Annotated in this window: 25 protein-coding genes, 5 tRNA genes and 3 pseudogenes; 27 read left to right on the top strand and 6 right to left on the bottom strand. The window is 73.5% G+C overall.

Features of this window, described 5'->3' with window-relative positions; translation table 11 throughout:
- Nucleotides 1–110: 110 nt before the first annotated feature.
- From ABEB13_RS26575 to ABEB13_RS26595, 5 genes are all read left to right on the top strand, one after another.
- Nucleotides 111–182: transfer RNA gene (locus tag ABEB13_RS26575), tRNA-Gln, on the top strand.
- 18 nt (nucleotides 183–200) lie between these two features.
- Nucleotides 201–273, top strand: a tRNA-Glu gene (locus ABEB13_RS26580).
- 32 nt (nucleotides 274–305) lie between these two features.
- A tRNA-Glu gene (locus ABEB13_RS26585) sits at nucleotides 306–378 on the top strand.
- Between the two features lie 22 nt (nucleotides 379–400).
- A tRNA-Glu gene (locus tag ABEB13_RS26590) sits at nucleotides 401–473 on the top strand.
- A gap of 4 nt (nucleotides 474–477) precedes the next feature.
- Nucleotides 478–552 (top strand) — tRNA-Gln (locus tag ABEB13_RS26595).
- Nucleotides 553–680: 128 nt separating this feature from the next.
- Here the strand turns inward: ABEB13_RS26595 and ndgR are convergent.
- Nucleotides 681–1,394: an IclR family transcriptional regulator NdgR gene (gene ndgR, locus ABEB13_RS26600; RefSeq protein WP_100888419.1), complete on the bottom strand. Its 714-nt coding sequence runs from the start codon at nucleotides 1,392–1,394 to the stop codon at nucleotides 681–683.
- A gap of 237 nt (nucleotides 1,395–1,631) precedes the next feature.
- Here ndgR and leuC point away from each other — a divergent pair, with 237 nt between their 5' ends.
- The 4 genes from leuC (at nucleotide 1,632) to ABEB13_RS26620 (ending at nucleotide 5,030) form a co-directional block, all read left to right on the top strand.
- Nucleotides 1,632–3,053, top strand: a complete 1,422-nt coding sequence (gene leuC / locus ABEB13_RS26605) for a 3-isopropylmalate dehydratase large subunit (RefSeq protein WP_100888418.1) — start codon at nucleotides 1,632–1,634, stop codon at nucleotides 3,051–3,053.
- Nucleotides 3,054–3,059: 6 nt separating this feature from the next.
- Entirely contained in the window at nucleotides 3,060–3,656 is a 597-nt protein-coding gene (leuD, locus tag ABEB13_RS26610; protein WP_100888417.1) for a 3-isopropylmalate dehydratase small subunit, read from the top strand.
- A gap of 272 nt (nucleotides 3,657–3,928) precedes the next feature.
- Complete coding sequence (locus tag ABEB13_RS26615) at nucleotides 3,929–4,195, top strand: SCO5555 family protein (RefSeq protein ID WP_465262252.1); 267 nt, start codon at nucleotides 3,929–3,931, stop codon at nucleotides 4,193–4,195.
- Nucleotides 4,196–4,328: 133 nt separating this feature from the next.
- Nucleotides 4,329–5,030 carry an HU family DNA-binding protein gene (locus ABEB13_RS26620; RefSeq protein ID WP_100888416.1) on the top strand — a complete coding sequence of 234 codons (702 nt, stop codon included), beginning with the start codon at nucleotides 4,329–4,331 and terminating at the stop codon, nucleotides 5,028–5,030.
- Between the two features lie 161 nt (nucleotides 5,031–5,191).
- Here the strand turns inward: ABEB13_RS26620 and ABEB13_RS26625 are convergent, their stop codons facing one another.
- On the bottom strand, nucleotides 5,192–5,953 hold the full coding sequence (locus ABEB13_RS26625; protein ID WP_345707489.1) for a GntR family transcriptional regulator: 762 nt from the start codon (nucleotides 5,951–5,953) through the stop codon (nucleotides 5,192–5,194).
- A gap of 140 nt (nucleotides 5,954–6,093) precedes the next feature.
- On the opposite strand from ABEB13_RS26625, the gene ABEB13_RS26630 reads away from it, so the two are divergent.
- The gene (locus tag ABEB13_RS26630; protein WP_345707490.1) at nucleotides 6,094–6,336 is read left to right on the top strand and encodes a hypothetical protein; all 243 of its coding nucleotides are present in this window, start codon (nucleotides 6,094–6,096) and stop codon (nucleotides 6,334–6,336) included.
- Nucleotides 6,333–6,608, top strand: coding sequence for a hypothetical protein (locus ABEB13_RS26635; protein WP_345707491.1), 276 nt, complete (start codon nucleotides 6,333–6,335; stop codon nucleotides 6,606–6,608). The genes ABEB13_RS26630 and ABEB13_RS26635 overlap by 4 nt, the downstream gene beginning before the upstream one ends.
- Nucleotides 6,609–6,617: 9 nt before the next feature.
- On the opposite strand, the gene ABEB13_RS26640 is transcribed toward ABEB13_RS26635, so the two are convergent.
- Entirely contained in the window at nucleotides 6,618–6,845 is a 228-nt protein-coding gene (locus ABEB13_RS26640; RefSeq protein WP_100892600.1) for a hypothetical protein, read from the bottom strand.
- Nucleotides 6,846–7,280: 435 nt separating this feature from the next.
- Between ABEB13_RS26640 and ABEB13_RS26645 the strand changes: the two are divergent.
- From ABEB13_RS26645 to ABEB13_RS26655, 3 genes and pseudogenes are all read left to right on the top strand, one after another.
- Nucleotides 7,281–8,095 (top strand): annotated as a pseudogene (locus ABEB13_RS26645) (lysophospholipid acyltransferase family protein).
- On the top strand, nucleotides 8,092–9,093 hold the full coding sequence (locus ABEB13_RS26650; RefSeq protein WP_100888411.1) for an NAD(P)H-dependent glycerol-3-phosphate dehydrogenase: 1,002 nt from the start codon (nucleotides 8,092–8,094) through the stop codon (nucleotides 9,091–9,093). Before ABEB13_RS26645 ends, ABEB13_RS26650 begins: the two are co-directional and overlap by 4 nt.
- Nucleotides 9,094–9,131: 38 nt before the next feature.
- The gene (locus tag ABEB13_RS26655) at nucleotides 9,132–10,274 is read left to right on the top strand and encodes a D-alanine--D-alanine ligase family protein (RefSeq protein WP_345707492.1); all 1,143 of its coding nucleotides are present in this window, start codon (nucleotides 9,132–9,134) and stop codon (nucleotides 10,272–10,274) included.
- Between the two features lie 34 nt (nucleotides 10,275–10,308).
- On the opposite strand, the gene ABEB13_RS26660 is transcribed toward ABEB13_RS26655, so the two are convergent.
- Both ABEB13_RS26660 and ABEB13_RS26665 read right to left on the bottom strand, forming a co-directional pair.
- Nucleotides 10,309–10,731 (bottom strand): DUF3515 domain-containing protein, encoded by a 423-nt coding sequence (locus ABEB13_RS26660; protein WP_345707493.1) that lies wholly within the window; start codon nucleotides 10,729–10,731, stop codon nucleotides 10,309–10,311.
- A 188-nt stretch (nucleotides 10,732–10,919) separates the two neighbouring features.
- Nucleotides 10,920–11,153 (bottom strand): Lrp/AsnC family transcriptional regulator, encoded by a 234-nt coding sequence (locus ABEB13_RS26665; protein ID WP_100888408.1) that lies wholly within the window; start codon nucleotides 11,151–11,153, stop codon nucleotides 10,920–10,922.
- A gap of 165 nt (nucleotides 11,154–11,318) precedes the next feature.
- Here ABEB13_RS26665 and ABEB13_RS26670 point away from each other — a divergent pair, with 165 nt between their 5' ends.
- The 3 genes from ABEB13_RS26670 (at nucleotide 11,319) to thiD (ending at nucleotide 14,291) form a co-directional block, all read left to right on the top strand.
- Nucleotides 11,319–12,287, top strand: coding sequence for a thiamine-phosphate kinase (locus ABEB13_RS26670; protein WP_100888407.1), 969 nt, complete (start codon nucleotides 11,319–11,321; stop codon nucleotides 12,285–12,287).
- A gap of 157 nt (nucleotides 12,288–12,444) precedes the next feature.
- Complete coding sequence (locus ABEB13_RS26675; protein WP_345707494.1) at nucleotides 12,445–13,470, top strand: 6-phosphofructokinase; 1,026 nt, start codon at nucleotides 12,445–12,447, stop codon at nucleotides 13,468–13,470.
- Between the two features lie 23 nt (nucleotides 13,471–13,493).
- A complete protein-coding gene (thiD, locus tag ABEB13_RS26680) occupies nucleotides 13,494–14,291 on the top strand; it encodes a bifunctional hydroxymethylpyrimidine kinase/phosphomethylpyrimidine kinase (RefSeq protein ID WP_345707495.1) in 798 nt (265 codons plus the stop codon).
- Nucleotides 14,292–14,452: 161 nt separating this feature from the next.
- On the opposite strand, the pseudogene rpmB reads toward thiD, so the two are convergent.
- Nucleotides 14,453–14,637: pseudogene (gene rpmB / locus ABEB13_RS26685) on the bottom strand (50S ribosomal protein L28).
- Between the two features lie 374 nt (nucleotides 14,638–15,011).
- On the opposite strand from rpmB, the gene ABEB13_RS26690 reads away from it, so the two are divergent.
- The 10 genes and pseudogenes from ABEB13_RS26690 to mutM all read left to right on the top strand — a co-directional run bounded on the left by ABEB13_RS26690 (nucleotide 15,012) and on the right by mutM (nucleotide 24,757).
- A complete protein-coding gene (locus tag ABEB13_RS26690) occupies nucleotides 15,012–16,649 on the top strand; it encodes a DAK2 domain-containing protein (protein ID WP_345707496.1) in 1,638 nt (545 codons plus the stop codon).
- 73 nt (nucleotides 16,650–16,722) lie between these two features.
- Nucleotides 16,723–18,938, top strand: a pseudogene (gene recG, locus ABEB13_RS26695) (ATP-dependent DNA helicase RecG).
- Nucleotides 18,939–19,037: 99 nt separating this feature from the next.
- A complete protein-coding gene (locus ABEB13_RS26700) occupies nucleotides 19,038–19,484 on the top strand; it encodes a hypothetical protein (RefSeq protein ID WP_345707497.1) in 447 nt (148 codons plus the stop codon).
- A gap of 90 nt (nucleotides 19,485–19,574) precedes the next feature.
- A complete protein-coding gene (gene rsmD / locus ABEB13_RS26705; protein ID WP_100888401.1) occupies nucleotides 19,575–20,159 on the top strand; it encodes a 16S rRNA (guanine(966)-N(2))-methyltransferase RsmD in 585 nt (194 codons plus the stop codon).
- Nucleotides 20,160–20,189: 30 nt separating this feature from the next.
- The gene (coaD, locus tag ABEB13_RS26710; protein WP_345707498.1) at nucleotides 20,190–20,675 is read left to right on the top strand and encodes a pantetheine-phosphate adenylyltransferase; all 486 of its coding nucleotides are present in this window, start codon (nucleotides 20,190–20,192) and stop codon (nucleotides 20,673–20,675) included.
- Between the two features lie 200 nt (nucleotides 20,676–20,875).
- Nucleotides 20,876–22,045, top strand: coding sequence for a DivIVA domain-containing protein (locus ABEB13_RS26715; RefSeq protein ID WP_345707499.1), 1,170 nt, complete (start codon nucleotides 20,876–20,878; stop codon nucleotides 22,043–22,045).
- Between the two features lie 181 nt (nucleotides 22,046–22,226).
- Nucleotides 22,227–22,901 (top strand): YceD family protein, encoded by a 675-nt coding sequence (locus ABEB13_RS26720; RefSeq protein ID WP_345707500.1) that lies wholly within the window; start codon nucleotides 22,227–22,229, stop codon nucleotides 22,899–22,901.
- Nucleotides 22,902–22,903: 2 nt separating this feature from the next.
- The gene (gene rpmF / locus ABEB13_RS26725) at nucleotides 22,904–23,077 is read left to right on the top strand and encodes a 50S ribosomal protein L32 (protein ID WP_030056747.1); all 174 of its coding nucleotides are present in this window, start codon (nucleotides 22,904–22,906) and stop codon (nucleotides 23,075–23,077) included.
- A 20-nt stretch (nucleotides 23,078–23,097) separates the two neighbouring features.
- Nucleotides 23,098–23,883: a ribonuclease III gene (gene rnc, locus ABEB13_RS26730; RefSeq protein ID WP_100888397.1), complete on the top strand. Its 786-nt coding sequence runs from the start codon at nucleotides 23,098–23,100 to the stop codon at nucleotides 23,881–23,883.
- A 10-nt stretch (nucleotides 23,884–23,893) separates the two neighbouring features.
- A complete protein-coding gene (gene mutM / locus ABEB13_RS26735) occupies nucleotides 23,894–24,757 on the top strand; it encodes a bifunctional DNA-formamidopyrimidine glycosylase/DNA-(apurinic or apyrimidinic site) lyase (protein ID WP_345707501.1) in 864 nt (287 codons plus the stop codon).
- Nucleotides 24,758–24,996: the final 239 nt, after the last annotated feature.

A 24,996-nucleotide genomic window follows, 5' to 3' on the forward strand; every position in this document is an offset into this window, starting at 1 on the left:
GCGGTTATCGATTTTGGAGCGGGGCCCGGCGTCGGGTAATGTTCTTTCTGCGCCGCCCGGTCCGGGGGCGCGGGACACCGAGCGAAGACCCCGCAGGGGTTGAACTCTGGTGGGGTATGGTGTAATTGGCAGCACGACTGATTCTGGTTCAGTTAGTCTAGGTTCGAGTCCTGGTACCCCAGCGCAGTACAGCAGAACAAGCCCCCGTTGTGTAGTGGCCTAGCACGCCGCCCTCTCAAGGCGGTAGCGCCGGTTCGAATCCGGTCGGGGGTACGCAATTCCACAATTGCAGAGTGAATGAGTATGCCCCCGTTGTGTAGTGGCCTAGCACGCCGCCCTCTCAAGGCGGTAGCGCCGGTTCGAATCCGGTCGGGGGTACTCAGCACCAGTGATGGTGCGGGCCCCCGTTGTGTAGTGGCCTAGCACGCCGCCCTCTCAAGGCGGTAGCGCCGGTTCGAATCCGGTCGGGGGTACTTTTGGGGTATGGTGTAATTGGCAGCACGAGTGATTCTGGTTCATTTAGTCTAGGTTCGAGTCCTGGTACCCCAGCCAATAAGAAGCTCCGGGTGACCGGGGCTTTTTGTTTTTCCGGCCGGAATTCCCCGGCCGACGGCCGTGTGCGCACGAAGGCCCGCCCCGAATTCCTCGGGGCGGGCCTTCGTCGTCGTGCGGCGGGCGGCTCAACCGCGGCGCAGCGCCTCGGTGAGGCGGTTCGCGGCCTCGATGATGGCCTGGGCGTGCATGCGGCCCGGGTGGCGGGTCAGGCGCTCGATCGGGCCGGAGACCGAGACGGCGGCCACCACGCGGTTGGAGGGGCCGCGGACGGGTGCGGAGACGGACGCCACGCCCGGTTCCCGCTCGCCGATGGACTGGGCCCAGCCGCGCCGCCGGACGCCGCTGAGCGCGGTGGCGGTGAAGCGGGCGCCCTGCAGGCCGCGGTGGAGGCGCTCGGGCTCCTCCCAGGCGAGCAGGACCTGCGCGGCGGAGCCGGCCTTCATCGGCAGCGTGGAGCCGACCGGGACGGTGTCCCGCAGGCCCGAGAGCCGCTCGGCGGCCGCGACGCAGATCCGCATCTCGCCCTGGCGGCGGTAGAGCTGCGCGCTCTCGCCGGTGACGTCGCGCAGGTGCGTGAGCACCGGGCCTGCGGTGGCGAGCAGGCGGTCCTCGCCCGCGGCAGCCGAGAGCTCGGCAAGTCGGGGGCCGAGGATGAACCGGCCCTGCATGTCCCTGGTGACCAGGCGGTGGTGTTCGAGTGCGACGGCGAGCCGGTGGGCCGTGGGCCGCGCCAGACCGGTGGCGGCGACCAGCCCCGCCAACGTGGCGGGGCCCGACTCCAGTGCGCTGAGCACCAGAGCGGCCTTGTCGAGAACGCCGACGCCGCTAGTGTTGTCCATGTCTCGATACTGCAGTCTCAGTGGGCGAGACGCAAGTTCAATCTCGCGGGAAAAGCGCCACTCTTGATGCAGCAGCCCGGGAGACACCCAGGATGGACCCTCACCAAAGCGTCCACATCCTGGACAAGACGATCCGGTGTGCAGGTCGCGACTCGCAGCGAGCCTCACCAGGGCGGCATGGGACACGACCTCGACGACACGAGAAGGCCGGCAGAGCGGCCGGCTGGAGGGAACCCGATGGGACGGACACTCGCAGAGAAGGTCTGGGACGACCACGTCGTCAGGCGCGCCGAGGGCGAGCCCGACCTGCTCTTCATCGACCTGCACCTGCTGCACGAGGTCACCAGCCCGCAGGCCTTCGACGGCCTCCGGCTGGCCGGCCGGCCGGTCCGCCGCACCGATCTGACGATCGCCACCGAGGACCACAACACCCCGACCCTCGACATCGACAAGCCGATCGCCGACCCGGTCTCGCGCGTCCAGCTGGAGACGCTGCGCAAGAACGCCGCCGAGTTCGGCGTGCGCATCCACTCGCTGGGCGACGTCGAGCAGGGCGTCGTGCACGTGGTCGGCCCGCAGCTCGGCCTGACCCAGCCCGGCACCACCGTGGTCTGCGGCGACTCCCACACCTCCACCCACGGCGCGTTCGGCGCCCTGGCGTTCGGCATCGGCACCAGCCAGGTCGAGCACGTGCTGGCGACCCAGACGCTGCCGCTGGCCCCGTTCAAGACCATGGCGATCACCGTCGAGGGCGAGCTGCCCGAGGGCGTCACCGCCAAGGACCTGATCCTGGCCATCATCACCAGGATCGGCACCGGCGGCGGCCAGGGCTACGTCCTGGAGTACCGCGGCTCGGCGATCCGCAGCCTCTCCATGGAGGCCCGGATGACGATCTGCAACATGTCCATCGAGGCGGGCGCCCGGGCCGGCATGATCGCCCCGGACCGGACCACCTTCGACTACCTCCAGGGCCGCCCGCACGCCCCGCAGGGCGAGGACTGGGACGCCGCGGTGGCGTACTGGGAGACCCTGACCACCGACGAGGACGCGGTCTTCGACGCCGAGGTCTTCATCGACGCGACCGCGCTGACCCCGTTCGTCACCTGGGGCACCAACCCGGGCCAGGGCGCCCCGCTGGGCGCCAGCGTCCCGGACCCGGCGTCCTTCGAGGACCCGCAGGAGCGCACCGCCGCCGAGAACGCCCTGAAGTACATGGGCCTGGAGGCCGGCACCCCACTGCGCGAGGTCGCCGTCGACGCCGTGTTCGTCGGCTCCTGCACCAACGGCCGGATCGAGGACCTCCGGGCCGCCGCCGCGATCCTGGACGGCCGCCAGGTCGCCGAGGGCGTGCGGATGCTGGTCGTCCCGGGCTCCGTCCGGGTCGCCCTGCAGGCCGTGGAGGAGGGCCTGGACAAGGTGTTCACCGCCGCCGGCGCCGAGTGGCGCCACGCGGGCTGCTCCATGTGCCTGGGCATGAACCCGGACCAGCTGGCCCCGGGCGAGCGCTGCGCCTCCACCTCGAACCGCAACTTCGAGGGCCGCCAGGGCAAGGGCGGCCGCACCCACCTGGTCTCGCCGCAGGTCGCCGCCGCGACCGCCGTGCTGGGCCGGCTGGCCGCGCCCGCCGACCTGTCGTCCAACGTCGCCGTGGAGGTCTGAGCACCCATGGAGAAGTTCACCACCCACACCGGCCGCGCCGTTCCGCTGCGCCGCTCCAACGTGGACACCGACCAGATCATCCCGGCGCACTGGCTGAAGAAGGTCACCCGCTCCGGCTTCGAGGACGGCCTGTTCGAGGCCTGGCGCAAGGACGAGGACTTCGTCCTCAACCGCCCCGAGCGGCAGGGCGCCAGCGTGCTGGTGGCCGGCCCGGAGTTCGGCACCGGCTCCTCCCGCGAGCACGCCGTCTGGGCGCTGCAGAACTTCGGCTTCCAGGCCGTCGTCTCCTCGCGCTTCGCCGACATCTTCCGCGGCAACTCGCTGAAGAACGGCCTGCTGACGGTCGTCCTCCCGCAGGAGACCGTCGAGCGGCTGTGGGCGCTGACCGAGGCCGACCCGACCGCCGAGATCACCGTCGACCTGGAGGCCCGCGAGGTCCGCGCCGAGGGCATCACGGCCTCCTTCGAGCTGGACGACAACGTCCGCTGGCGGCTGCTGAACGGCCTGGACGACATCAGCATCACGCTGCAGAACGAGGCCGACATCGCCGCCTTCGAGGCGACCCGGCCCTCGTTCAAGCCGCGGACCCTGCCGGTGGCCTGAGCCCCCGCAGCGCACGCGTACACCGGATGGCCCGCCTCCCCTCGGGGGGCGGGCCATCCGCCGTTCGGGGCAGCCGGGGGGCGGGAGTTCGAGTCGGAGTTCGGGCCTGACAGGCACTTGGAACAGGCCGGGGCATTTGGCCAAGAGCCCCCTTGCACAGGGCAACTCGCAACAGATGGCACAATCGTTGCATGCACCGGCACGACGAACCTCCGTACCCGGGTGGCGAACCCGCGTCCTCGGAGGGGAGCAACGGTGCGGCCGGCGGCCGAATTGGCGGCCGGACGGACGACCAGTCCTCAGCTCCTGAGGAACCGGACGACCAGGAAGTCGCGGCGCTCTACGCGCTTGTGGCCGAGCGGTTGAAGCAAGCCCACGCTCGCGTATCTGCGCTGAACGTGTCAACGGATGCAAAGACCGCTCTCACCCGTCAACTGCTGATCGTCACGGAGACCGCCAAGCGCGATCTGCCCGGGGCGGCCCGGCGGTTGAGTCGCTTTGTGCAGGACCTCGACGCGGGGCGCCCGCCGCTGCGCTGAGGTCGCGAACGCGCAAATCCATTGCGACACTAGGGTGATTCACGCGTTTGGTAATTGAAAGTCCGCAGATACATACCTAACGTGCGAAATGAACGGATGGATTCATCCGGCGCCCGTTTCCGAAGGGGAAGACGTGAACAAGGCTCAGCTTGTCGAAGCGGTGGCCGAGCAGCTGGGTGGTCGCAAGGCTGCCGCAGAGGCCGTCGACGCAGTGCTCGACACCATGGTGCGTGCCGTCGTGGCGGGAGACCGGGTCTCGGTCACCGGCTTCGGCACCTTCGAGAAGGTGGAGCGCTCCGCGCGCTTCGCCCGCAACCCGCAGACCGGTGAGCGCGTGAAGGTCAAGAAGACCTCGGTGCCGCGCTTCCGTCCCGGCCAGGGCTTCAAGGACCTCGTCTCCGGCGCCAAGAAGCTGCCGAAGGAAGGCCCCTCGGTCAAGAAGGCCCCCAAGGGCTCGCTGACCCCGGGCAAGAGCGGCGGCACCACCGCCGCGGTCAAGCGCGCCGCCGGCAAGCGCGTCGCCGCCGCGGCCGGCACCGCTGCCGCCGCCACCAAGAAGACCGCCGCCAAGAAGACGACGACGGCCACCCGCACCACCGCCGCGGCGGCCAAGAAGACCACCGCGACGGCCAAGAAGGCGGCTCCCGCCAAGACGGCCGCGGCGGCCAAGAAGACCACCGCGACGGCCAAGAAGGCGGCTCCCGCCAAGACGGCCGCGGCGGCCAAGAAGACCACCGCGACGGCCAAGAAGGCCACCGCGACGGCCAAGAAGACCGCTCCGGCGAAGAAGACCGCCACCCGCAAGACCACCGCGCGCAAGACCGCCGCCAAGTAGGACTGTCGGCCCTTCGGGCGACGGCCGGTCAGACCGAGGCGAGAGCCGCGGCGGCCGGCGCACCCGGGTTTCCCGGGTGCGCCGGCCGCCGCGGCTCTGTTGCGTCCGGGGCCGGGCCGGGGCCGGGGCAGGCGGCGCAGGCGGGGCCGGCCCCGGGGTGGTCAGCGGCCGTCCACCGGCAGCTCGTAGACGATGTCCCAGCCGGCGTCCGGGACGACCAGGTCGGCGGTCTCCACCGCGCGCCCCTCGGTGTCGAAGTAGGTGCGCTCGATCAGGGTGACGAGGTCGCCCGCGGACAGCCCGAGCAGGTGGGCCTGTTCCTGGCCGGCCCGGGCGGGCCGCGGCCGCTCGACGGCGAAGTCCACGGTGACGCCGATGGAGGCCATCCGGGCGACCACGCCGGCGCCGGCCAGCGGGCCGAGTTCGGGCAGCAGGACGGGTGTGCCGTCGGTGACGGCCATCGGCTCCCAGCTCTCCGCGAGCTGTACCGGCCGTCCGTCGAGCAGGAATTCGTAGCAGGTGCGGACGGTCCATTCGCCCGGCTCGATGGCCAGGCGTTCCGCGATGCGGGCCGGTGCCGGGGTCCGGGCGTAGCTGGTGGCGTCCCAGGTGCCGGCCGGGTCGGCCGCGCCGGGCCGGGCGGCGAACGGCGCGGAGCCGTGCAGGGAGCGGTGCCGCGAGCGGACCATCGGGCGCCGCTCGGCCGGGGTGCGGACATAGGTGCCGGAGCCGGCCCGGCCCTCCAGCAGGCCTTCGGAGATGAGCAGTTCCTGCGCGCGCTGCAGCACGTTGGCGCCCACGCCGTACGCGGCCGCGAGCTGGGCGCGGGAGGGCAGCCGCTCGCCGATCCGCCACTCGCCCTCGGTGATGCGGCGGCGCAGGTCGTCCGAGATCCGCAGGTACGGGGGCTCCTGTGAGGGCATCCGACTCTCCCGGTGGCAGGCACGTACCCTGCCGGGTCGGCAGGACGGGTGATCCAGCGTTGACAATCTAATGCATCAGGTGGAATCTAATGCCTTAGATTTACTATGCGTGATCACGTGCTCGCGGGGAGAGTCGTTGCGTGCGAACCACCAGGGTCTTTGAGCTCGCGAACCGGCTCGCCGCGGCCACCGGGGGACGCGCGCGGATCCGCCAACGCCCCGGTGGGGGCTACCTGGTGGAGGCCGAACTGCCCGCCGGTCTGACCGGCGAGGCGCAACGCGCCGTGCTGGCGGTCCTGGCCGCCGCGGACCGCTACGGGCACCGCTTCAGCACCACCACCCAGCGGGTCTGGGCCGAGATCGACGAGGAGTCGGCGCCGTGAGCAGCAACCGGGGATTCACCGTCTCCATCGAGGACGTCACCGGGCCCGCCACCTTCACCCGGCTCCCGGACGCCCTGGCGGCGCTCTGGGACAGCCTGCGCGTCCTGCCGCTGGGCTGGAGCCAGTACGAGGCCTACCGGTACTTCTTCGGGCCCGGGGTGGTCGAACGCGTCGAGGCCTTCCTCGCCCGCGACGGCGAGTTCGGCCTCACCTTCGCGATGGCCGGCCGCACCCACGCCGTCCGGCTCGTCCCCGTCCGGGCGCAGGGCTGACGCCGCGCCTCAGGCCGCGGAGCCCGCCGGGTCGGGGAAGGTCGCCAGCGTCACGAAGACCACCCGCCGCGCACCGCCGTCGCCCTCGGTGCGGATCCGCACCCGCTGGCCCGGCCGCAGCAGCCGCAGGCCGCCGGCGTCGAAGGCCGCCGCGTCGAAGGGGACCGGCGTGCCGTCGTCGAGCAGGACGGAGCCCGCCCGGGTCGCGGCATCGAAGGTGAACGCGGTGGCCTGCATGGCCGCAAGCATAGCGAGCGGCCCCGCCCCGGCGACGGTGCCGGCGGGGGCCGCCGCCGCAGGGCGCGCACCGCCCACCGCACGCCGGGCCGCCGGCGGCGCCCGCGCCCCGCCCGGGCGTACCGTGTCCTCGACCGCCCGCGCCGCCGCCGCACCGGCCGACCGGCCCTGACCTGGCGGCCTCCACGACCGCGTGCGATTGGTCACTCGCCGCGGGCCACCGGGCAGCGCTGCTCGACAGCCGGTCCGCCCGCGGGTGAGACTGGTCCGCGCCCTTCGCACCCCCGCCGGCCGCCGAGCCGGGGGAGCGCCGTGGGGCGGACCTCCCGCCCGCGGCAGCCGGCGGCGCCCAGCCGCGCCCCGTCTGCGCCCGGACCGGGAGGCGACCGAGGACCGCGGCACCCCACGTGCCGCACCGGATGAACAGGAGCTGGGGTGGCCCGCCGCTCGTACGCCAAGTTCGGCAACGCCGACTACGGGATCTGGTACCGCTTCGCGGCTGTCCTGGTGAAGCCGGTGACCAACGCACTGGCGAAGACGGACTGGCGCGGCTGGGAGCACCTTCCCGAGAAGGGGGCTTCCTCGCGGTGGTGAACCACAACTCGGTGGTCGACCCGGTGTTCTACGCGCACTGGCAGTACAACAGCGGCCGCCCGCCGCGGATACTCGGCAAGTCCCAGCTGTTCTCGGTGCCGTTCATCGGCTTCATGCTGCGCAAGACCGGCCAGATCCCGGTGTTCCGCGAGTCCACCGACGCCGCGGGGGCGTTCCGCGCCGCCATCGATGCGGTCAACGGCGGCCAGTGCGTGCAGTTCTACCCGGAGGGCACGCTCACCCGCGATCCTGAGCTCTGGCCGATGACCGGCAAGAGCGGCGCGGCCCGGGTCGCCCTGATGACCGGCGCGCCCGTCATCCCGGTCGCCCACTGGGGCGCCCACGAGATCATCCCGCCCTACGGCAAGGGCAAGAACAAGTACAACCTCTTCCCGCGGCACACGGTGACCGTCGCCGCCGGACCGCCGGTCGACCTGAGCAAGTACCAGGGCCAGGAGCTCACCGCCCAGGTGCTCCGGGACGCCACCGAGGACATCATGGCCGCCATCACCGCCGTGCTGGAGGGGATCCGCGGCGAGGAGGCCCCCGCCGAGCGCTACGACATGCGCCGCGCCGCCCGTGAGCGGGCCGCCGCCGCGGCCGCCAAGGGCGACCGGGCCAAGCGCAAGGACACCCCCGAGGAGACCGCCGAATGACCCGCTGCGCCGTCTTCGGGACCGGGTCCTGGGGGACCGCCTTCGCGATGATCCTCGCCGACGCCGGCTGCGAGGTCGTCCTCTGGGGCCGCCGGCCGGAGCTCGCCGAGGCGATCGACCGGACCAAGACCAACCCCGACTACCTGCCGGACCTCAGGCTGCCGGACTCCGTCCGGGCCACCTCCGACCCCGCCGAGGCGCTGGCCGGCGCGGACTTCGCGGTGCTCGTCGTGCCCTCGCAGACGCTGCGCGCCAACCTCGCCGCCTGGGCGCCGCTGATCGAGCCGCAGACCGTCCTGGTCAGCCTGATGAAGGGCATCGAGCTCGGCACGGTCAAGCGGATGAGCGAGGTGATCCAGGAGGTCGCCGGGGTCGGCCCGGAGCGCGTCGCGGTGGTCAGCGGGCCCAACCTGGCGCCCGAGATCGCCAACCGGCAGCCCGCCGCCAGCGTGGTCGCCTGCGTCGACGAGTCCGTCGCCCAGCGCTTCCAGAAGGCCTGCCACACCCCGTACTTCCGCCCCTACACCAACACCGACGTGGTGGGCTGCGAGCTCGGCGGCGCGGTCAAGAACGTGATCGGCCTGGCCGTCGGCATGGCGGACGGCATGGGCCTCGGCGACAACACCAAGGCCACCCTGATCACCCGCGGCCTCGCCGAGACCACCCGGCTCGGCCTGGCGCTCGGCGCCGACCCGCACACCTTCGCCGGGCTCGCCGGCATGGGCGACCTGGTGGCCACCTGCTCCTCGCCGCTGTCGCGGAACCACACCTTCGGCACCAACCTCGGCCGCGGCATGACCCTGGACCAGACGATCGCGGCGACCAAGCAGACCGCGGAGGGCGTCAAGTCCTGCGAGTCCGTGCTCGACCTCGCCCGGCGCACCGGCGTGGAGATGCCGATCGTCCAGGCCGTGGTCGACGTGGTGCACGGCGGCCGCCCCACCCAGGAGGTGCTGGCCGGCCTGATGGCGCGTTCGGCGAAGGCGGAGCGACGGTGAGCGGAACCTCAGGGGTCGCAAGGTAGTCTCGGGCCGATATGAGCATCGAACAGACCTCCCAGAACCAGCCCGGCAAGCCCCGGGTCGCGATCGTCTTCGGTGGCCGCAGCTCCGAGCACGGCGTCTCGGTCGTCACCGCCGCGAGCGTGCTCCGCGCCATCGACCGGACGAAGTACGAGGTGCTGCCGATCGGCATCACCCACGAGGGCCGCTGGGCCCTGGTCGCCGACGAGCCCGCCCGGATGGCCATCAGCGACGGCCGGATGCCCGACGTCGCGCAGGTCGCCGAGTCCGTCGAGGGCCAGGTCGCGCTGCCGCTCGCCCCGGGCAGCCGCGACGTGGTCTGGAGCGAGCCCGGCGCCGCGCCCAAGGTGCTCGGCGAGGTCGACGTGGTGCTGCCGCTGCTGCACGGCCCCTGGGGCGAGGACGGCACCCTGCAGGGCCTGCTGGAGCTCTCCGGGGTGCCCTACGTGGGCTCCGGCGTGCTGGCCAGCGCGGCCGGCATGGACAAGGAGTTCACCAAGCGGGTCCTGGCCTCGCACGGCATCGGCGTCGGCGACTGGACGGTCGTCCGCCCCCGCGAGTGGGAGAGCGAGCAGGGCCGCACCGCCGCCCGCGCGCGGATCGCCGAACTGGGCCTGCCGCTGTTCGTGAAGCCCTGCCGGGCCGGCTCGTCGATGGGCATCACCAAGGTCAAGGACCTCGCCGACCTCGACGCCGCGATCGAGGAGGCCCGCCGGCACGACCCCAAGATCATCGTCGAACGGGGCGTCGAGGGCCGCGAGATCGAGTGCGCCGTCCTGGAGTTCGAGGACGGCCCGCGCGCCAGCGTGCCGGCCGAGATCCTGGTCGGCGGCGACTTCGAGTTCTACGACTTCGAGGCCAAGTACATCGACTCCTCCGAGGTCGAGATCCCGGCCCGGCTCTCCGCCGAGCAGACCGCCGAGATCCGCCGCCAGGCGATCGTCGCCTTCGAGGCGCTCGGCTGCGAGGGCCTGGCCCGGGTCGACTTCTTCCTGCTGGAGGACGGCAGCTGGATGGTCAACGAGATCAACACCATGCCGGGCTTCACGCCGATCTCCGCCTACCCGAAGATGTGGGAGGCCAGCGGTGTGCCCTACCCGGAGCTGATCGACCGCCTGCTCCGGGCAGCGCTGCGCCGCTCGACCGGCCTGCGGTAGCGGTCCCCGCGCGCGGTGCGGTGCCCGGCGGCCGTCACAGGCCGGCGGGCACCGTCGCGCGGATCACGTCGGACAGCGTGGGCAGCGGGTCCGCGTAGTTCGGGTAGGCGCCCTTGGGGACGCTCACCTCGACGTACGCCTTGCGGAGCGTGGTGACGAACCGGTAGCCGCCCGCGCCGTCCTGGGACATGCCCCACTGCACCCCGTTCACCTCGGGCGCGCTGGCCAGCGGGTCGGCGTCCAGGTAGTCGGGGCGGGCGATGCCGCAGCGCAGTACCGTGCGCGCCGAACCGCCCCAGGCCGCGGTGTACGGGGACGCGGGGGAGGGGTCGTGCCGGGCCCGGCCGAGCACCGAAGCGGGCAGCGCCCTGTCCAGCGCCGCGCAGTACCCGGCGGCGGCGCCCTGCGGGACGGGCGGTGCGATCTCGCCGGACCCGAGGTTGCCCACCAGCAGCATGCCGACGCCCAGCAGCGCGGCCGGCGGCGCGAGCCAGCGGACCGGGGCGGGAAGAGCGCGCAGACGGGGGAGAGAGCCACCCGCCGATGGTAACCGGCGCCCGGGTCGCGCCTTCGGGGCCCGCCTCCCCGACGGGACCGCCCCCGGGCGGACGGCGCCGCCCCGAGGACACCCCGCGGGCGGACCGCCTACAGGCGGACCACCGGACAGGTCAGGGTGCGGGTGATTCCCTCGATCTGCTGGACCTGGGCGACGACCAGCCGCCCGAGATCGTCGATCGACTCGGCCTCGGCGCGGACGATCACGTCGTACGGCCCGGTGACGTCCTCCGCCTGGACGACGCCGGCGATCTTCGCGATGGACTCGGCCACTGCGGTGGCCTTGCCCACTTCGGTCTGGATCAGGATGTACGCCTGTACCACGGGGGACCTCCGGGCGGCCGGGGAGTGGACCAGCAGTCTGATCACCACGCTACCGCGCCCCGCACCGGGGAGGGGAGACTTCCGACAGGTCCGAGGGCGTACGCTGCGCGCGGGGGCGCGCCGACGACCGGCAGGACAGCGCCCGTGGACCCGAGAGGACGGCAGATGCAGGGGACCGTGGGCGAGCTCGGCGAGTTCGGACTCATCAGGGAGCTCACCGCCCGGCTGGCACCCACTCCGGCCGTCGACCTCGGGCCCGGCGACGACGCCGCGGTGGTCAAGGCCCCCGACGGCCGGGTGGTCGCCACCACCGACGTGCTGATCGAGGGCCGGCACTTCCGCCGGGACTGGTCCACCGCGTACGACGTCGGCCGTAAGTCCGCCGCGCAGAACCTCGCCGACGTGGCCGCGATGGGCGCCGTGCCCACCGCCATCCTGCTCGGCTTCGTCGCCCCCGCCGACCTGCCCGCGACCTGGGCCACCGAGCTGATGGACGGCCTGCGCGACGAGTGCCAGGTCGCCGGCGCCGCCGTGGTCGGCGGCGACGTCGTCCGCGGCGACGCGGTCACCCTCGCCATCACAGCCCTCGGCGACCTCCAGGGCCGCCGGCCGGTGCTGCGCTCCGGCGCCCAGGTCGGCGACGTCGTCGCCGTCACCGGCTGGCTCGGCTGGTCGGCCGCCGGACTGACCGTCCTGCAGCGCGGCTTCCGCTCCCCGCGCGCCTTCGTCGAGGCGCACCGCCGGCCCGAACCGCCGTACCACGCCGGGCCCGCCGCGGCGGACCTGGGCGCCACCGCGATGGTCGACGTCAGCGACGGCATGGTCGCCGACCTCGGACACGTCGCCGCGGCCAGCGGCGTCGACATCGACCTGCGCGCCGCGGACTTCGACGTCCCGGCCCAGATGGCCGACATCGGGCAGGCGGTCGGCGTCGACCCGCTGGTCTGGGTGCTCTCCGGCGGCGAGGACCACGCCATCGTGGCGACCTTCCCGAAGTCCGTCCAGCTGCCCGCCCGCTGGCGGGTGGTCGGCGAGGTGGTGCGCACCGCGCTCCCCGGCCGCGGCGGCCGGGTCACCGTCGACGGGGCACCCTGGGACCGGGCCGGCGGCTGGGACCACTTCGCGGGCGAGTGACCCGGGGCCGGTGCCCCGCGGCCTGCGCCGCCGGGGTGGTCGCAGCGCGTAGTCTTGCGCTGGTGCCGCGTCCGGAACCTCCGGTGCGCCCGGCCGCCCGGAGCCGTCCGGCCCGGACCGACCACTCGGGGCCACCGCCCCAGGGAGACGAGCCATCATGCGAATCGGCGTCCTCACCAGCGGCGGCGACTGCCCCGGCCTGAACGCGGTGATCCGGTCGGTGGTGCACCGCGGCACCGACGTCCACGGCGACGAGATCATCGGCATCGAGGACGGCTTCCTCGGCCTGATCGAGGGCCGCACCCGGCCCATCTCGCACGACGACGTGACCGGCCTGCTCACCCTCGGCGGCACCATCCTCGGCTCGGCCCGCGTCCAGCGCGAGCGGATCCGCTGGGCCGTCGAGAACTGCCGCGAACTGGCCCGCGAGATCGGCATCGACGCGCTGATCGCGATCGGCGGCGAGGGCACCCTGACCGCGGCCAAGCTGTTCAGCGACGGCGGCCTGCCGGTGGTCGGCGTCCCCAAGACCATCGACAACGACATCGACGCCACCGACGTCACCTTCGGCTTCGACACCGCCGTGCACGTCGCCACCGAGGCGATCGACCGGCTGAAGACCACCGCCGAGTCGCACCAGCGGGTGATGGTCGTCGAGCTGATGGGCCGCCACACCGGCTGGATCACCCTCACCGCGGGCGTGGCTGCCGGCGCGCACGGCATCCTGATCCCCGAGAAGCCGTTCGACATCGAGGCCGTGGCGCGGATGGTCGAGGAGCGCTTCCGGCGCGGCAAGACCTTCGCCATCATCGCGGTGGCCGAGGGCGCCGCGCCGATGCCCGGCACCCTGCGCTTCGACCACGGCACCGTCGACCAGTACGGCCACCAGACCTTCGGCGGCATCGGCAACCGGCTCGCCCACGAGCTGGAGGACCTGCTCGGCAAGGAGGCCCGGCCGGTCATCCTCGGCCACACCCAGCGCGGCGGCACCCCGACCGCCCGCGACCGGGTGCTCGCCACCCGCTTCGGCTGGCACGCCGTGGAGGCCGTCCACAAGGGCGCCTTCGGGCACTTCACGGCGCTGCGCGGCACCGACGTCGAGCTCGTCCCGATCGCCGACGCGGTGGCCGAGCTGAAGACCGTCCCGGAGGAGCGCTGGCTGGAGTCGGAGGCCGTGCTCTGACCGGCCTTGGATAGGTTGGGGCCATGGACTCGACAGCCCCACCCCGCGTGCTCACCGTGGCCGGCTCGGACAGCGGCGGCGGCGCCGGCATCCAGGCCGACCTGAAGACGATGCTCGCCCTCGGCGTGCACGGCATGAGCGTGATCACCGCGGTGACCGCGCAGAACTCGCTCGGCGTCCAGGGGTACTGGGAGCTTCCCGCGGCGGCCGTGCGGGCCCAGTACCGCAGCGTGGTCGACGACATCGGCGTCCAGGCCGTGAAGACCGGCATGCTCGCCTCGGCCGAACTGGTCGAGACCGTCTCCGAGCTGCTCACCGGCGTCGGCGTCCCGGTGGTGGTCGACCCGGTCGGCGTCTCCAAGCACGGTGACGCGCTGCTCGCCGCCGAGGCGGTGGCCACCGTCCGGGAGCGCCTGCTGCCGGTCGCCACCCTCGCCACGCCCAACCTGCACGAGGTGGCGCAGCTCACCGGGATCACCGTCGAGAACGAGGCCGGGATGCGGGAGGCCGCCGAGGCGGTGCTCGCGCTCGGCCCGCGCTGGGCACTGATCAAGGGCGGCCACCTGGAGGGCGAAGCCGCCGACCTGCTGCTCGGCGCCGACGGCCGCGAGCACTGGTACCGCGCCCCGCGCCACGACAACCGGCACACCCACGGCACCGGCTGCACCCTGGCCAGCGCGATCGCCGCCGGCCTCGCCAAGGGCGCCGCCGTGCCGGACGCGGTCGCCGAGGCCAAGGAGTACATCACCGGGGCGATCGCGGCCGGCTTCGCCCTGGGCGCCGGGATCGGCCCGGTCGACCACGCCTGGCGCTGGCGGTAGGGCTTCTCCGCGCCCTCCCCGGCCGCTCCCGGGCATGCCGACGAGCGGGTGGTGCACCCCGAGGGGTCCACTGCCCGCTCAGGGGCGCCGGCACAAAACAGAGAGCCGACCCACCCGGGGGTGGATCGGCTTTCCGGAGGACCGGCTTACCGGTCTGCGCGTCAGCGCGAGACCTTACCGGCCTTGATGCACGAGGTGCAGACATTGAGCCGCTTCGGCGTCCGCCCAACCACAGCGCGCACCGTCTGGATGTTGGGGTTCCAACGACGGGGGTACGGCGGTGCGAGTGGGAGATGCTGTTGCCGAAGCCCGGCCCCTTGCCGCAGACGTCGCAGTTGGCAGCCACAGGAGTCACTCCAAGACTTCAGATCAGTTACGTTCGAAAACCCCGGCTGAGCCCACCGACACCACTCACGTGGGGCGAATCGGATCAAGGGGTGAGCCCGGGTAGTTCCAGGCAACCGGAAGAGCATACAACGGCTGTTCCCGCTGAACGAAACTACCACGACCGGGGCGGTGATCGTCGCCGCCCGCCCCCGCCCCGACCGCCGTGCCGCCGACCGCCGTGACCGGCGCGGCCCCGGCGGCGCCGTCCGCGGCGCCCGGCCGCGACGGGCCCCGTCCGCCCCGATAACCTGCCAGCATCGCCCTACCGCCCACCGCGTCCCCGCGCCGCCGCGTCGGTCCGCGTTCCCGTGGCGTTCACCCGGAGGAGACCTGGTGCTGGACACGCTCGACGCCACGGCCGTCCGCACCTGGTGCCGCCTCGCGCTCACCGCCCTCGGGCAGGCCCGCGAGGAGATCGACGCGCTCAACGTCTACCCCGTTCCGGACGGCGACACCGGCACCAACCTGTACCTCACCGTCGAGGCCGCCACCGAGGCCGTGGAGAGCGCCGTGGCGGCCGGCCCCGGCGCCCCCGACGGCCTCGGCGCCGTCACCGCCGCGATGGCGCGCGGCGCCCTGGTCGGCGCCCGCGGCAACTCCGGCGTGATCCTCGCCCAGTGGCTGCGCGGCCTCGCCGAGGGGCTCGCCGCGGGCGGCGACGCCGCCACCCTGCGCAAGGCCCTGCCGCGCGCCGCCGACGCCGCCTACCAGGCCGTCGCCGACCCGGTCGAGGGCACCCTGCTCACCGTCGCCGCCGCCGCCGCCCGGGCCGCCGCCGACGAGGACGGGACCCTTGCCGACACCGCCCGCACCGCCTGCCTGGCCGCCCGTTCCGCGCTGCGCCACACCCCCGAACAGCTCGCCGTGCTCGCCGAGGCCGGCGTCGTGGACGCCGGCGGACGCGGCCTGGTCGCCGTCCTCGGCGCCCTCGCCGACACCGTCCTCGGCCACACCCCGATGGGCCCCGTCGCGCTCCGCCAGGAGTTCACCCTTCCGGCCCCCGACCCGCACGACGCCTGCGAGGGCCACGCCCGGCAGCCCGGCCACCCCGCCTTCGAGGTGATCTACCTGCTGGAGGCCGACGACGCCGCGCTGCCCGCCCTGCGCAGCCGGCTCTCCGCCCTCGGCGACTCCCTCGTCGTCGGCGGCGGCGACGGCCTCTGGAACGTCCACGTGCACGTCGACGACGCCGGTGCCGCCGTCGAGGCCGGCGTCGAGGCCGGCCGCCCCTACCGGATCGGGATCACCCACTTCGCCGAGGCCGCCGCCCGGGCCGGCCGCGGGGCCGACCGGCCCGAGACCGCGGCCGCCGGCCGCGCCGTGCTCAGCGTCGTCAGCGGCGAGGGCCTCGCCGAACTCTGCGCCCAGGCCGGCTCCGCCGTCCTGCCGGCCGACCCGGACCGCCCGCCGGTCAGCGCCGAACTCGCCGACGCGGTACGCCGCTGCGGCGCCCGCGAGGTCGTCCTGCTGCTCAACGACCCCGAACTGCGGGCCGCCGCCGGAGCCGCCGCCGACCAGCTGCGCGAGGAGGGCCTGCGGATCGCCGTACTGCCCACCCGCTCCCCGGTGCAGGGCCTGGCCGCGCTCGCCGTCCACGACTCCTCCCGCCGCTTCGACGAGGACGTGGTCGCCATGACCTCCGCCGCCGGCGCCACCCGGCACGCCGAACTCGCCGTCGCCGAGGGCGAGTCCTGGACGATGGCCGGGGTCTGCCAGGCCGGCGACGTGCTCGGCCTGATCGACGGCGACGTCGCCGTCATCGGCACCGACCCGCTCGGCACCGCCGGCACCGTGCTCTCCCGGATGCTCGCCGCCGGCGGCGAACTCGTCACCCTCGTGCTCGGCGCCGACGCCCCCGACGCCCTCGCCGACGAACTCGTCGCCCTCGCCCGCCGGCAGCGGCCCGAGGTCGACACGGTCGTCTACCGCGGCGGCCAGGAAGAGGCACTGCTGCTCATCGGCGTCGAGTGAACCGCACAGTCGCACGCGCCCATCGGCGTCGAGTGGGCCGCACTGTCGCACGCGTGGTGTCCAATAGGGCGTGATGGGCGCTCTCGACGAACCACTGACCAAGCTCGTCGGCGACCGCACCGCCAAGGTGCTCGCCGACTCCCTCAAGCTGCGCACGGTCGGCGACCTGCTGCACCACTACCCGCGCCGGTACGTCGAGCGCGGCCAGCTCACCAGCCTGGACGAGCTGGAGGTGGACGAGCACGTCACCGTCCTGGCCCGGATCGAGAAGGTCACCCTGATCCCGTTCCGCGGCCGCAAGGGCGACCGGCTGGAGGTGATCGTCACCGACGGCCGCTCCCGGCTGACCCTGGTCTTCTTCAACCAGGGCTGGCGGCAGAAGGAGCTGCGTCCCGGCGCGCAGGGCCTGTTCGCCGGCAAGGTCGGGCTGTTCAACCGCACCCGCCAGCTCGCCTCGCCCGACTACCAGCTGCTCGACGAGGACGCCGACTCCGGCACCGCCGAGGCCTTCGCCGGCCGGCTCATCCCGGTCTACCCGGCCAGCGCCCAGCTGCCCAGCTGGCGCCTGGAGAAGGCCGTCGCTGTCGCCCTGGACAAGCACCTGGCGGACGTCGGCGAGCCGCTGCCCGCCGAGCTCCGCGCCGCGCACGACCTGATCCCGCTCGCCGAGGCGCTCGAACTCGTCCACCGCCCGCGCACCCAGGCCGACCGGGAGCGCGCCCAGAGCCGGCTGCGCTGGGACGAGGCGTTCGTCCTCCAGGTCGCCCTCGCCCAGCGCCGCGCCGCCGACTCCGCGCTGCCGGCCACCGCCCGCCACCGGCGTCCCGGCGGCCTCCTGGACGCCTTCGACGCCCGGCTGCCGTTCACCCTGACCGAGGGTCAGCAGAGCGTCTGCGCCGAGATCTTCGCCGACCTCGCGAGCGAACACCCGATGCACCGGCTGCTCCAGGGCGAGGTCGGCTCCGGCAAGACCCTCGTCGCGCTGCGCGCGATGCTCGCCGTCGTCGACGCCGGCGGCCAGGCCGTCCTGCTGGCCCCCACCGAGGTGCTCGCCCAGCAGCACCACCGCTCGATCGTCGAGATGATGGGCGACCTCGCCGAAGGCGGCATGCTCGGCGGCTCCGACCTCGGCACCCGGGTGGCCCTGCTCACCGGGTCGATGGGCGTGCCCGCCCGCCGGCAGGCGATGCTCGACATGGCCTGCGGCGATGCCGGCATCACCATCGGCACCCATGCCCTGATCGAGGACAAGGTGCAGTTCCAGGACCTCGGCCTGGTCGTCGTCGACGAGCAGCACCGCTTCGGCGTCGAACAGCGCGACGCGCTGCGCGCCAAGGGCGACACGCCGCCGCACCTGCTGGTCATGACGGCCACCCCGATCCCGCGCACGGTGGCGATGACGGTCTTCGGCGACCTGGAGACCTCCGTCCTCGACCAGCTGCCGGCCGGCCGCTCGCCGATCGCCACCCACGTCGTCCCGTCCCTGGAGAAGCCCGCCTTCCTCGCCCGCACCTGGGAGCGGCTGCGCGAGGAGGTCGGCAAGGGCCACCAGGCGTACGTGGTCTGCCCGCGGATCGGCGACGAGCCCGAGCAGCCGCCGAAGAAGCGCCGCCGCGCGGCCGAGGAGGACCTGGAGGACGTCGGCGAGGACGCCGGCGCGGGCAGTGACGAGCGCCGGCCGCCGCTGTCGGTGGTGGACACCGCCGGCATGCTCGCCAAGGGGCCGCTGGCCGGGCTGCGGCTGGAGATCCTGCACGGCCGGCTCGCACCGGAGGCCAAGGACGACGTGATGACGCGCTTCGCCGCCGGCGCGGTGGACATCCTGGTCGCCACCACGGTGATCGAGGTCGGCGTGAACGTCCCCAACTCCACGGTGATGGTCATCATGGACGCCGACCGCTTCGGCGTGTCCCAGCTTCACCAGCTGCGCGGCCGGGTCGGCCGCGGCAGTGCGGCCGGCCTGTGCCTGCTGGTCAGCGAGATGCCGGGGGCAGTGCCGCCCGCGGCCGGCTGGACGCGGTGGCCGGCACGCTGGACGGCTTCGAGCTCTCCCGGATCGACCTGGAGCAGCGCCGCGAGGGCGACGTCCTCGGCCAGGCCCAGTCCGGGGTGAAGTCCTCGCTCAAGGTGCTGTCCGTGCTGGACGACGAGGAGGTCATCGCGACCGCCCGCGAGGAGGCGGCCCGGCTGGTCGCCGCCGACCCGGCGCTGGCGGCCCATCCCGAGCTGCGCACCGCACTGGAGAGCCTGCTGGACGAGGACCGCGCGGACTACCTGGAGAAGGGCTGACACCGGCCCCGCCCGCTGTCAGTGCCCGGCGGCAGAATGCCGGGTGTTCACGACGCACCGTCACGGACTTTGTCCCGCCGCGCACTTGGGGTTTCTGTCATGGCATTCGGTCGGCACGACGAGCTCCCGCTGGGCGATCGCGTCCTGGGGATCGAGCTCGCCGCCCGGGGCGGCGAGGTCACCCTGACACTCACCCGCCGGGCGGCCGGCGGAGCCGGGCCGCGGGAGCGCGACCGGCTGCGGCTGCGGTTGGAGGACGTCCCGTCGCTGCGGATCGCGCTCGACCGGGCGGTGGCGCTGGCCGGCGCGGCCGCCGGGGCGGCGGTGGCGCCGGGCGGGGAGGGGCTGGTCCGCCGCTTCCACGGCGGCGAGAGCATCGCCCGGATAGCCGCCCGCTACGGCTGCACTCCGGACGCCGTCCGGGCGCGGCTGCGCGAGCTCGGCCACGACCCGCGCCGGCCCGAGCACTGCCCGTCGCCCGGCTGCGCGGCGGGCCGCGCCGCGGGCCTGCCGGCCCCGCCGCCGGCCGCCGCGCCCACCGGATGACGCACCGCCGCCCGCGGCGCGCTTGAATGGGGGAGCCCCGCCGGCCCACCGGCGGGTCCTCACGCAGGGCACGAAAGGACCGCTCACCCCATGACCCGCGTCATCGCCGGCACCGCCGGCGGCCGCCGGCTGGCCGTACCGCCCGGCCGCGCCACCCGTCCGACCTCCGACAAGGCGCGGGAGGCGATGTTCTCCACCCTGGCGGCGCTGCGCGGCACCGTGCACGGCGCCAGGATGCTGGACCTGTTCGGCGGTTCGGGCGCCGTCGGCCTGGAGGCCCTCTCCCGGGGCGCCGAGCACGTGCTGCTGGTGGAGTCGGACGCGAGCGCCGCCCGGATCATCCGGGAGAACGTCCGCACCCTCGGCCTTCCGGGCGCCGAGGTCCGCGCGGACCGGGCCGAGCGGGTGATCGCCGGGCCCGCCCCGGCCGTCCCCTACGACCTGGTGTTCCTCGACCCGCCCTACGCGGTGACGGACGACGAGGTGCGCGAGATGCTGATCACACTCCGTGCCGGGGGCTGGATCGCGGCCGATGTTCTCGTCACCGTGGAACGCAGCACCCGCGGCGGTGAGTTCGGCTGGCCGGAGGGCTTCGAGGCGCTGCGCTCGCGCAGGTACGGCGAGGGCACCCTCTGGTACGGTCGCGCCGCCGACGAGGCCGATCGACACTCGTAGCACCGGTCACCCCACAAGGGAGCACACGCCATGCGCCGCGCCGTCTGTCCTGGGTCCTTCGACCCCATCACCAACGGACACCTCGACATCATCGAGCGGGCCTCCAGGCTCTACGACGTCGTCCATGTCGCCGTGCTGATCAACAAGAACAAGAAGGGCATGTTCAGCATCGACGAGCGCATCGAGCTCATCGAGCAGACCACCGCCCAGCTCGGCAACATCAAGGTGGAGTCGCACACCGGCCTGCTGGTCGACTTCTGCCGCGACCGGGACATCCCGGCGATCATCAAGGGCCTGCGGGCGGTCAGCGACTTCGACTACGAGCTCCAGATGGCCCAGATGAACCACGGCCTGACCGGCGTGGAGACCCTCTTCGTGCCGACCTCGCCGACCTACAGCTTCCTCTCCTCCACCCTGGTGAAGGAGGTCGCCTCACTGGGCGGCGACGTCTCCCACCTGCTGCCCGAGACGGTGCACGGCCGCCTGGTGGCCCGGATCGCCGAGCTGCAGGGCTGACGCCGGCCCGACCGGACAGAACCGGACACTCCTGGCGAATCGTCACTCCCCGTCGGGGCGCGGCCCGCCCGGGGTCCCGGGACGTTGTGAGCCGCGGCCCCGGTGGCCGTACAGTCTGTAGTCCTGCCCCGCGGCGCTGCCGAGCCACCGGGGCCTGCCTCCGCCAGGACTGGGCGGCACACGGAAAGACTGAGGCGCCCGTGGACGTGCAGCAGAAACTCGACCAGATCACCGCGTCGGTGGAAGGCGCCCGCGCGATGCCGATGTCGGCCTCCTGCGTGGTCAACCGGGCCGAGCTGGTCGGCATGCTCCGCGAGCTCCGCGAAGCCCTGCCCGCCGAGCTGGCCCACGCCCAGTCGGTGGTCGCCGACCACCAGCAGGTGGTCGCCGACGCGCAGGCCCAGGCCGACCAGATCATCCGCGGCGCGCACGACGAGCGCGGCTCGCTGATCTCCGACACCGAGGTCGTGCGGCGCGCCCAGAACGAGGCCGACCGGATCCTGGCCGAGGCCCGCACCGAGGTGGAGACCAAGCGCGCCGAGGCCGACGACTACGTCGACTCCAAGCTCGCCAACTTCGAGGTCGTGCTCACCAAGACGCTCGGCGCGGTCGGCCGCGGCCGGCAGAAGCTGCGCGGCGCGGGCGTGTACGAGCCGGAGCTGGAGGGCGAGGGCGACGGCGAGGAGTTCCGGCCGCAGATCAGCCCCAGCCCCGAGGCCGACGAGTACGTCGACGCGAAGCTGGAGACGCTGGAGATGGTGCTCAGCGCCACCCTGGAGGCGGTCGGCAAGGGCCGCGACAAGCTGCTCGGCAAGGCCCCGATCGACGAGCTCGGCGCCTACCTCGCCGCCGCCGACGAGGCCCAGCAGCTGAAGGACCGCGCCGAGGCGGTCGCGGCCGGCTTCTCCGAGGGCGAGGAGCAGCCCTGGTACCGCGAGGACGTCCCGCAGCAGCAGAGCTGGCCCGAGCAGACCCCGGCGGCGGCCGGCTGGCAGGATCCGGCCGCCGACCCGTACGGCGGCCAGGGCGCCCCGCAGTACGCCGAGGTCTACGGCGGCGGCTACGACCCGAACACGGGCCAGGCCGACCCGTACGGCGGCCAGTACGGCTACCAGCAGCCGGCCGCTGCCTACCAGGGCGAGCAGCAGCAGGGCATGGTCGACGCCTGGGGCAACCCGGTGCAGCCGGACGCCTACCAGCAGCAGGGGTACCAGCAGCAGGGCTACGACCCGTACGGCTACCAGCAGCAGGGGCAGCAGCAGGGGCAGGTGCAGCTGCCGCACCAGCAGCAGGCCGGGCTGGACGAGACCAGCTTCTTCGACACCAGCATGATCGACATGAGCAGGCTGCGGGAGCTCGGCGGCCGCTGACCGCCCCGCACCGGCGGCCCCCGTGCGGGGCCGCCCGTGCCGGTGCGGCCCGTCGAGGGCCCGTTTGGGCGTGGGCGGACTCTCCGGTAGTCTGACCACTCCGGCCTGTTCACACCGGCCTCGTTGCGTGCCCGCGAACGGGCCCCGCACACACCGATCGAAGAATTCGCGCCACGCAGGCATGCGTGCCGCCTCAGGAAGTCAGGACACCTTGAACCGCCTCGACCACCGCGACCCCCTCGTGTTCGACACGCACGAGCTCGGCCGTCGTCCCGGCTCGATGCGCAAGGCCTCCCGCACCCTGCAGGCGCCCGAGGGCCTCGGGATCGCGGACGTCATCGGTGTCCCGGTGAAGAGCGAGATCACGCTGGAGCTCCGCCTGGAGTCGGTGGTCGAGGGCGTGCTGGTGACCGGCACCGCCGAGGCCCACGTCGAGGGCGAGTGCTCGCGCTGCCTGGAGCCGGTGGAGGACGACCTGGAGGTCGACTTCCAGGAGCTGTACTACTACCCGGAGTCCGACGAGCGCCACCGCGCCCGGACGACCGGCGCCGACGACCTCGACGAGGAGTCGGACGAGGAGATCTACCGTCTGGAGGGCGATTTCTTCGACCTCCAGCCGGTGCTGCGTGACGCGGTGGTGCTCGCACTGCCGCTGCAGCCGGTGTGCCAGGACGACTGCCTGGGCCTCTGCTCCGAATGCGGCGCACGCCTGAGCGACGACCCGGCCCACCACCACGACGCCGCCGACCCCCGGTGGGCGGCTCTGCAGGGACTCTCCGCCGCCCCTGGCGACGAGGGTGACGGAATCAAGAACAGCGGTACCCGTGAGGGTCTCGCCGAGAACCAGGAGAAGTAGCCGTGGCTGTTCCGAAGCGGAAGATGTCGCGCAGCAACACGCGCCACCGTCGGTCCAACTGGAAGGCCGTCGTTCCGGCCCTCGTGGCGTGCGACCGCTGCCACGAGCCGAAGCTGGGCCACATCGCGTGCCCGAGCTGCGGCACGTACAACCGTCGCCAGGTCCTCTCGGTCTGATCGGCGGGGTGCACGGATCGATGTCGGACGGTAACTCCTCCCGTAAGCCCGTCCCCGTGAACGGGGGCAAGGGCGGCGGACCGGCTTCGACCGAATACGACGTCCTGGAAGGGCGCCTCGGGTACGTACTCGAGCGCGCCCTTCTGGTGCGTGCCCTGACCCACCGCTCGTACGCGTACGAGAACGGCGGGCTGCCCACCAACGAGCGCCTGGAGTTCCTCGGCGACTCGGTGCTGGGCCTCGTGGTGACCGACACCCTCTACCGCCTCCACCCGGAGGTCGCCGAGGGCACGCTCGCCAAACTGCGGGCCGCGGTGGTCAACTCCCGCGCGCTCGCCGACGTCGGCCGGGGCCTCGAACTCGGCACGTTCATCCGCCTCGGCAAGGGCGAGGAGGGCACCGGCGGCCGCGACAAGTCGTCGATCCTCGCCGACACCGTCGAGGCCGTGATCGGCGCCGTCTACCTCGACCAGGGCCTCGACGCGGCCACCGAGTTCGTCCACCGGCTCTTCGACCCGCTCATCGCGGAGTCGTCCCAGCTCGGCGCGGGCCTGGACTGGAAGACCAGCCTCCAGGAGCTCACCGCCGCCGCCGGCATCGGTGTCCCCGAGTACGTCGTCGCCGAGTCCGGACCGGACCACGAGAAGACCTTCGACGCCGCGGCCCGGGTGGCCGGCCAGGACTTCGGGCACGGCAGCGGCCGCTCGAAGAAGGAGGCCGAGCAGAAGGCCGCCGAGAGCGCCTGGCGGGCGATCAAGGCCAAGTACGCCGACAGCCTGCCCGCCGGTACCGCCGGCAAGGACTGAGGCGGCCGCCGTGCCCGAGCTGCCCGAGGTCGAGGTCGTCCGGCGCGGACTGGCCCGCTGGGTGTCCGGCCGCACAGTGGCGGACGTCCAGGTGCTCCACCCGCGCTCCGTCCGCCGGCACCTGGCCGGCGGCGACGACTTCGCCGCCCGGCTCGCCGGGGTCGTCCTCGGCGAGGCCCATCGGCGCGGCAAGTACCTGTGGGTACCGCTCGGCGACGGCGCGCACTCCATGGTCGGCCACCTCGGGATGAGCGGGCAGCTGCTCGTCCAGGACCCGGCCACCCCCGACGAGACCCATCTGCGGGTCCGGTTCCGGTTCGCCGACGGCGGCCGCGAACTGCGCTTCGTCGACCAGCGGACGTTCGGCGGCCTGGCCGTCGAGCCGGCCGAGCCTGGTGACCCGGAGGCCACCCCCGGCTCGCTCGCCCACATCGCCCGCGACCCGCTCGACGCCCGCTTCGACGACGACGCGTTCGTCACCGCCCTGCGGGCCAAGCGCACCACCGTCAAGCGCGCCCTGCTCGACCAGACGCTGATCAGCGGCGTCGGCAACATCTACGCCGACGAGTCGCTGTGGCGGGCCCGGCTGCACTACGACCGGCCGACGGCCACCCTGACCCGGCCGCTCGCCACCGAGCTGCTCCGGCACGCCCGCGAGGTGATGAGCGCGGCGCTCGCCGTCGGCGGCACCACCTTCGACAGCCTCTACGTCAACGTGAACGGCGAGAGCGGCTACTTCTCCCGGGACCTCGACGCCTACGGCCGCGAGGGCGAGCCGTGCCACCGGTGCGGCACGCCCATCCGGCGCGCGGCCTGGATGAACCGCTCCAGCTACTTCTGCCCGCGCTGCCAGCGGCCCCCGCGCCCGCAGTAGGACGACCTGCGGCCCCGGGGCACCGGGCGCGCGCGCCCGCCGCTCAGCGATCGGCGCCGGCCGGCTGGGGTTCGACCGCGTCCAGCGCGCCCCCTCGCCCTCGCCGAACCACGCCACGCCCACCGCGCTCACCACGGCCAGGACGAAGCCGAACACCGCCAGCGGGGCGAAGCCCGGCCGGGACGAGTCGCCCAGCCAGATCACGCCGACCGCGCCCGGCACCACCGTCTCGCCGACCA

It is taken from the genome of Kitasatospora paranensis, from assembly GCF_039544005.1.
Taxonomy (GTDB): Bacteria; Actinomycetota; Actinomycetes; order Streptomycetales; family Streptomycetaceae; genus Kitasatospora; species Kitasatospora paranensis.

What these genes read in the sequence shown, in the direction of transcription:
- ABEB13_RS26640 (WP_100892600.1), bottom strand. Translation starts at nt 6,845, where the DNA reads ATGCAGGCCACCGCGTTCACCTTCGATGCCGCGACCCGGGCGGGCTCC.
- ABEB13_RS26650 (WP_100888411.1), top strand. Translation starts at nt 8,092, where the DNA reads ATGACCCGCTGCGCCGTCTTCGGGACCGGGTCCTGGGGGACCGCCTTC.
- rnc (WP_100888397.1), top strand. Translation starts at nt 23,098, where the DNA reads ATGTCGGACGGTAACTCCTCCCGTAAGCCCGTCCCCGTGAACGGGGGC.
- ABEB13_RS26625 (WP_345707489.1), bottom strand. Translation starts at nt 5,953, where the DNA reads ATGCCCTCACAGGAGCCCCCGTACCTGCGGATCTCGGACGACCTGCGC.
- ABEB13_RS26720 (WP_345707500.1), top strand. Translation starts at nt 22,227, where the DNA reads ATGCGTGCCGCCTCAGGAAGTCAGGACACCTTGAACCGCCTCGACCAC.
- ABEB13_RS26660 (WP_345707493.1), bottom strand. Translation starts at nt 10,731, where the DNA reads ATGCTGCTGGTGGGCAACCTCGGGTCCGGCGAGATCGCACCGCCCGTC.
- thiD (WP_345707495.1), top strand. Translation starts at nt 13,494, where the DNA reads ATGGACTCGACAGCCCCACCCCGCGTGCTCACCGTGGCCGGCTCGGAC.
- leuD (WP_100888417.1), top strand. Translation starts at nt 3,060, where the DNA reads ATGGAGAAGTTCACCACCCACACCGGCCGCGCCGTTCCGCTGCGCCGC.
- coaD (WP_345707498.1), top strand. Translation starts at nt 20,190, where the DNA reads ATGCGCCGCGCCGTCTGTCCTGGGTCCTTCGACCCCATCACCAACGGA.
- ndgR (WP_100888419.1), bottom strand. Translation starts at nt 1,394, where the DNA reads ATGGACAACACTAGCGGCGTCGGCGTTCTCGACAAGGCCGCTCTGGTG.
- ABEB13_RS26700 (WP_345707497.1), top strand. Translation starts at nt 19,038, where the DNA reads ATGGCATTCGGTCGGCACGACGAGCTCCCGCTGGGCGATCGCGTCCTG.
- ABEB13_RS26675 (WP_345707494.1), top strand. Translation starts at nt 12,445, where the DNA reads ATGCGAATCGGCGTCCTCACCAGCGGCGGCGACTGCCCCGGCCTGAAC.
- ABEB13_RS26670 (WP_100888407.1), top strand. Translation starts at nt 11,319, where the DNA reads ATGCAGGGGACCGTGGGCGAGCTCGGCGAGTTCGGACTCATCAGGGAG.
- ABEB13_RS26655 (WP_345707492.1), top strand. Translation starts at nt 9,132, where the DNA reads ATGAGCATCGAACAGACCTCCCAGAACCAGCCCGGCAAGCCCCGGGTC.
- rsmD (WP_100888401.1), top strand. Translation starts at nt 19,575, where the DNA reads ATGACCCGCGTCATCGCCGGCACCGCCGGCGGCCGCCGGCTGGCCGTA.
- leuC (WP_100888418.1), top strand. Translation starts at nt 1,632, where the DNA reads ATGGGACGGACACTCGCAGAGAAGGTCTGGGACGACCACGTCGTCAGG.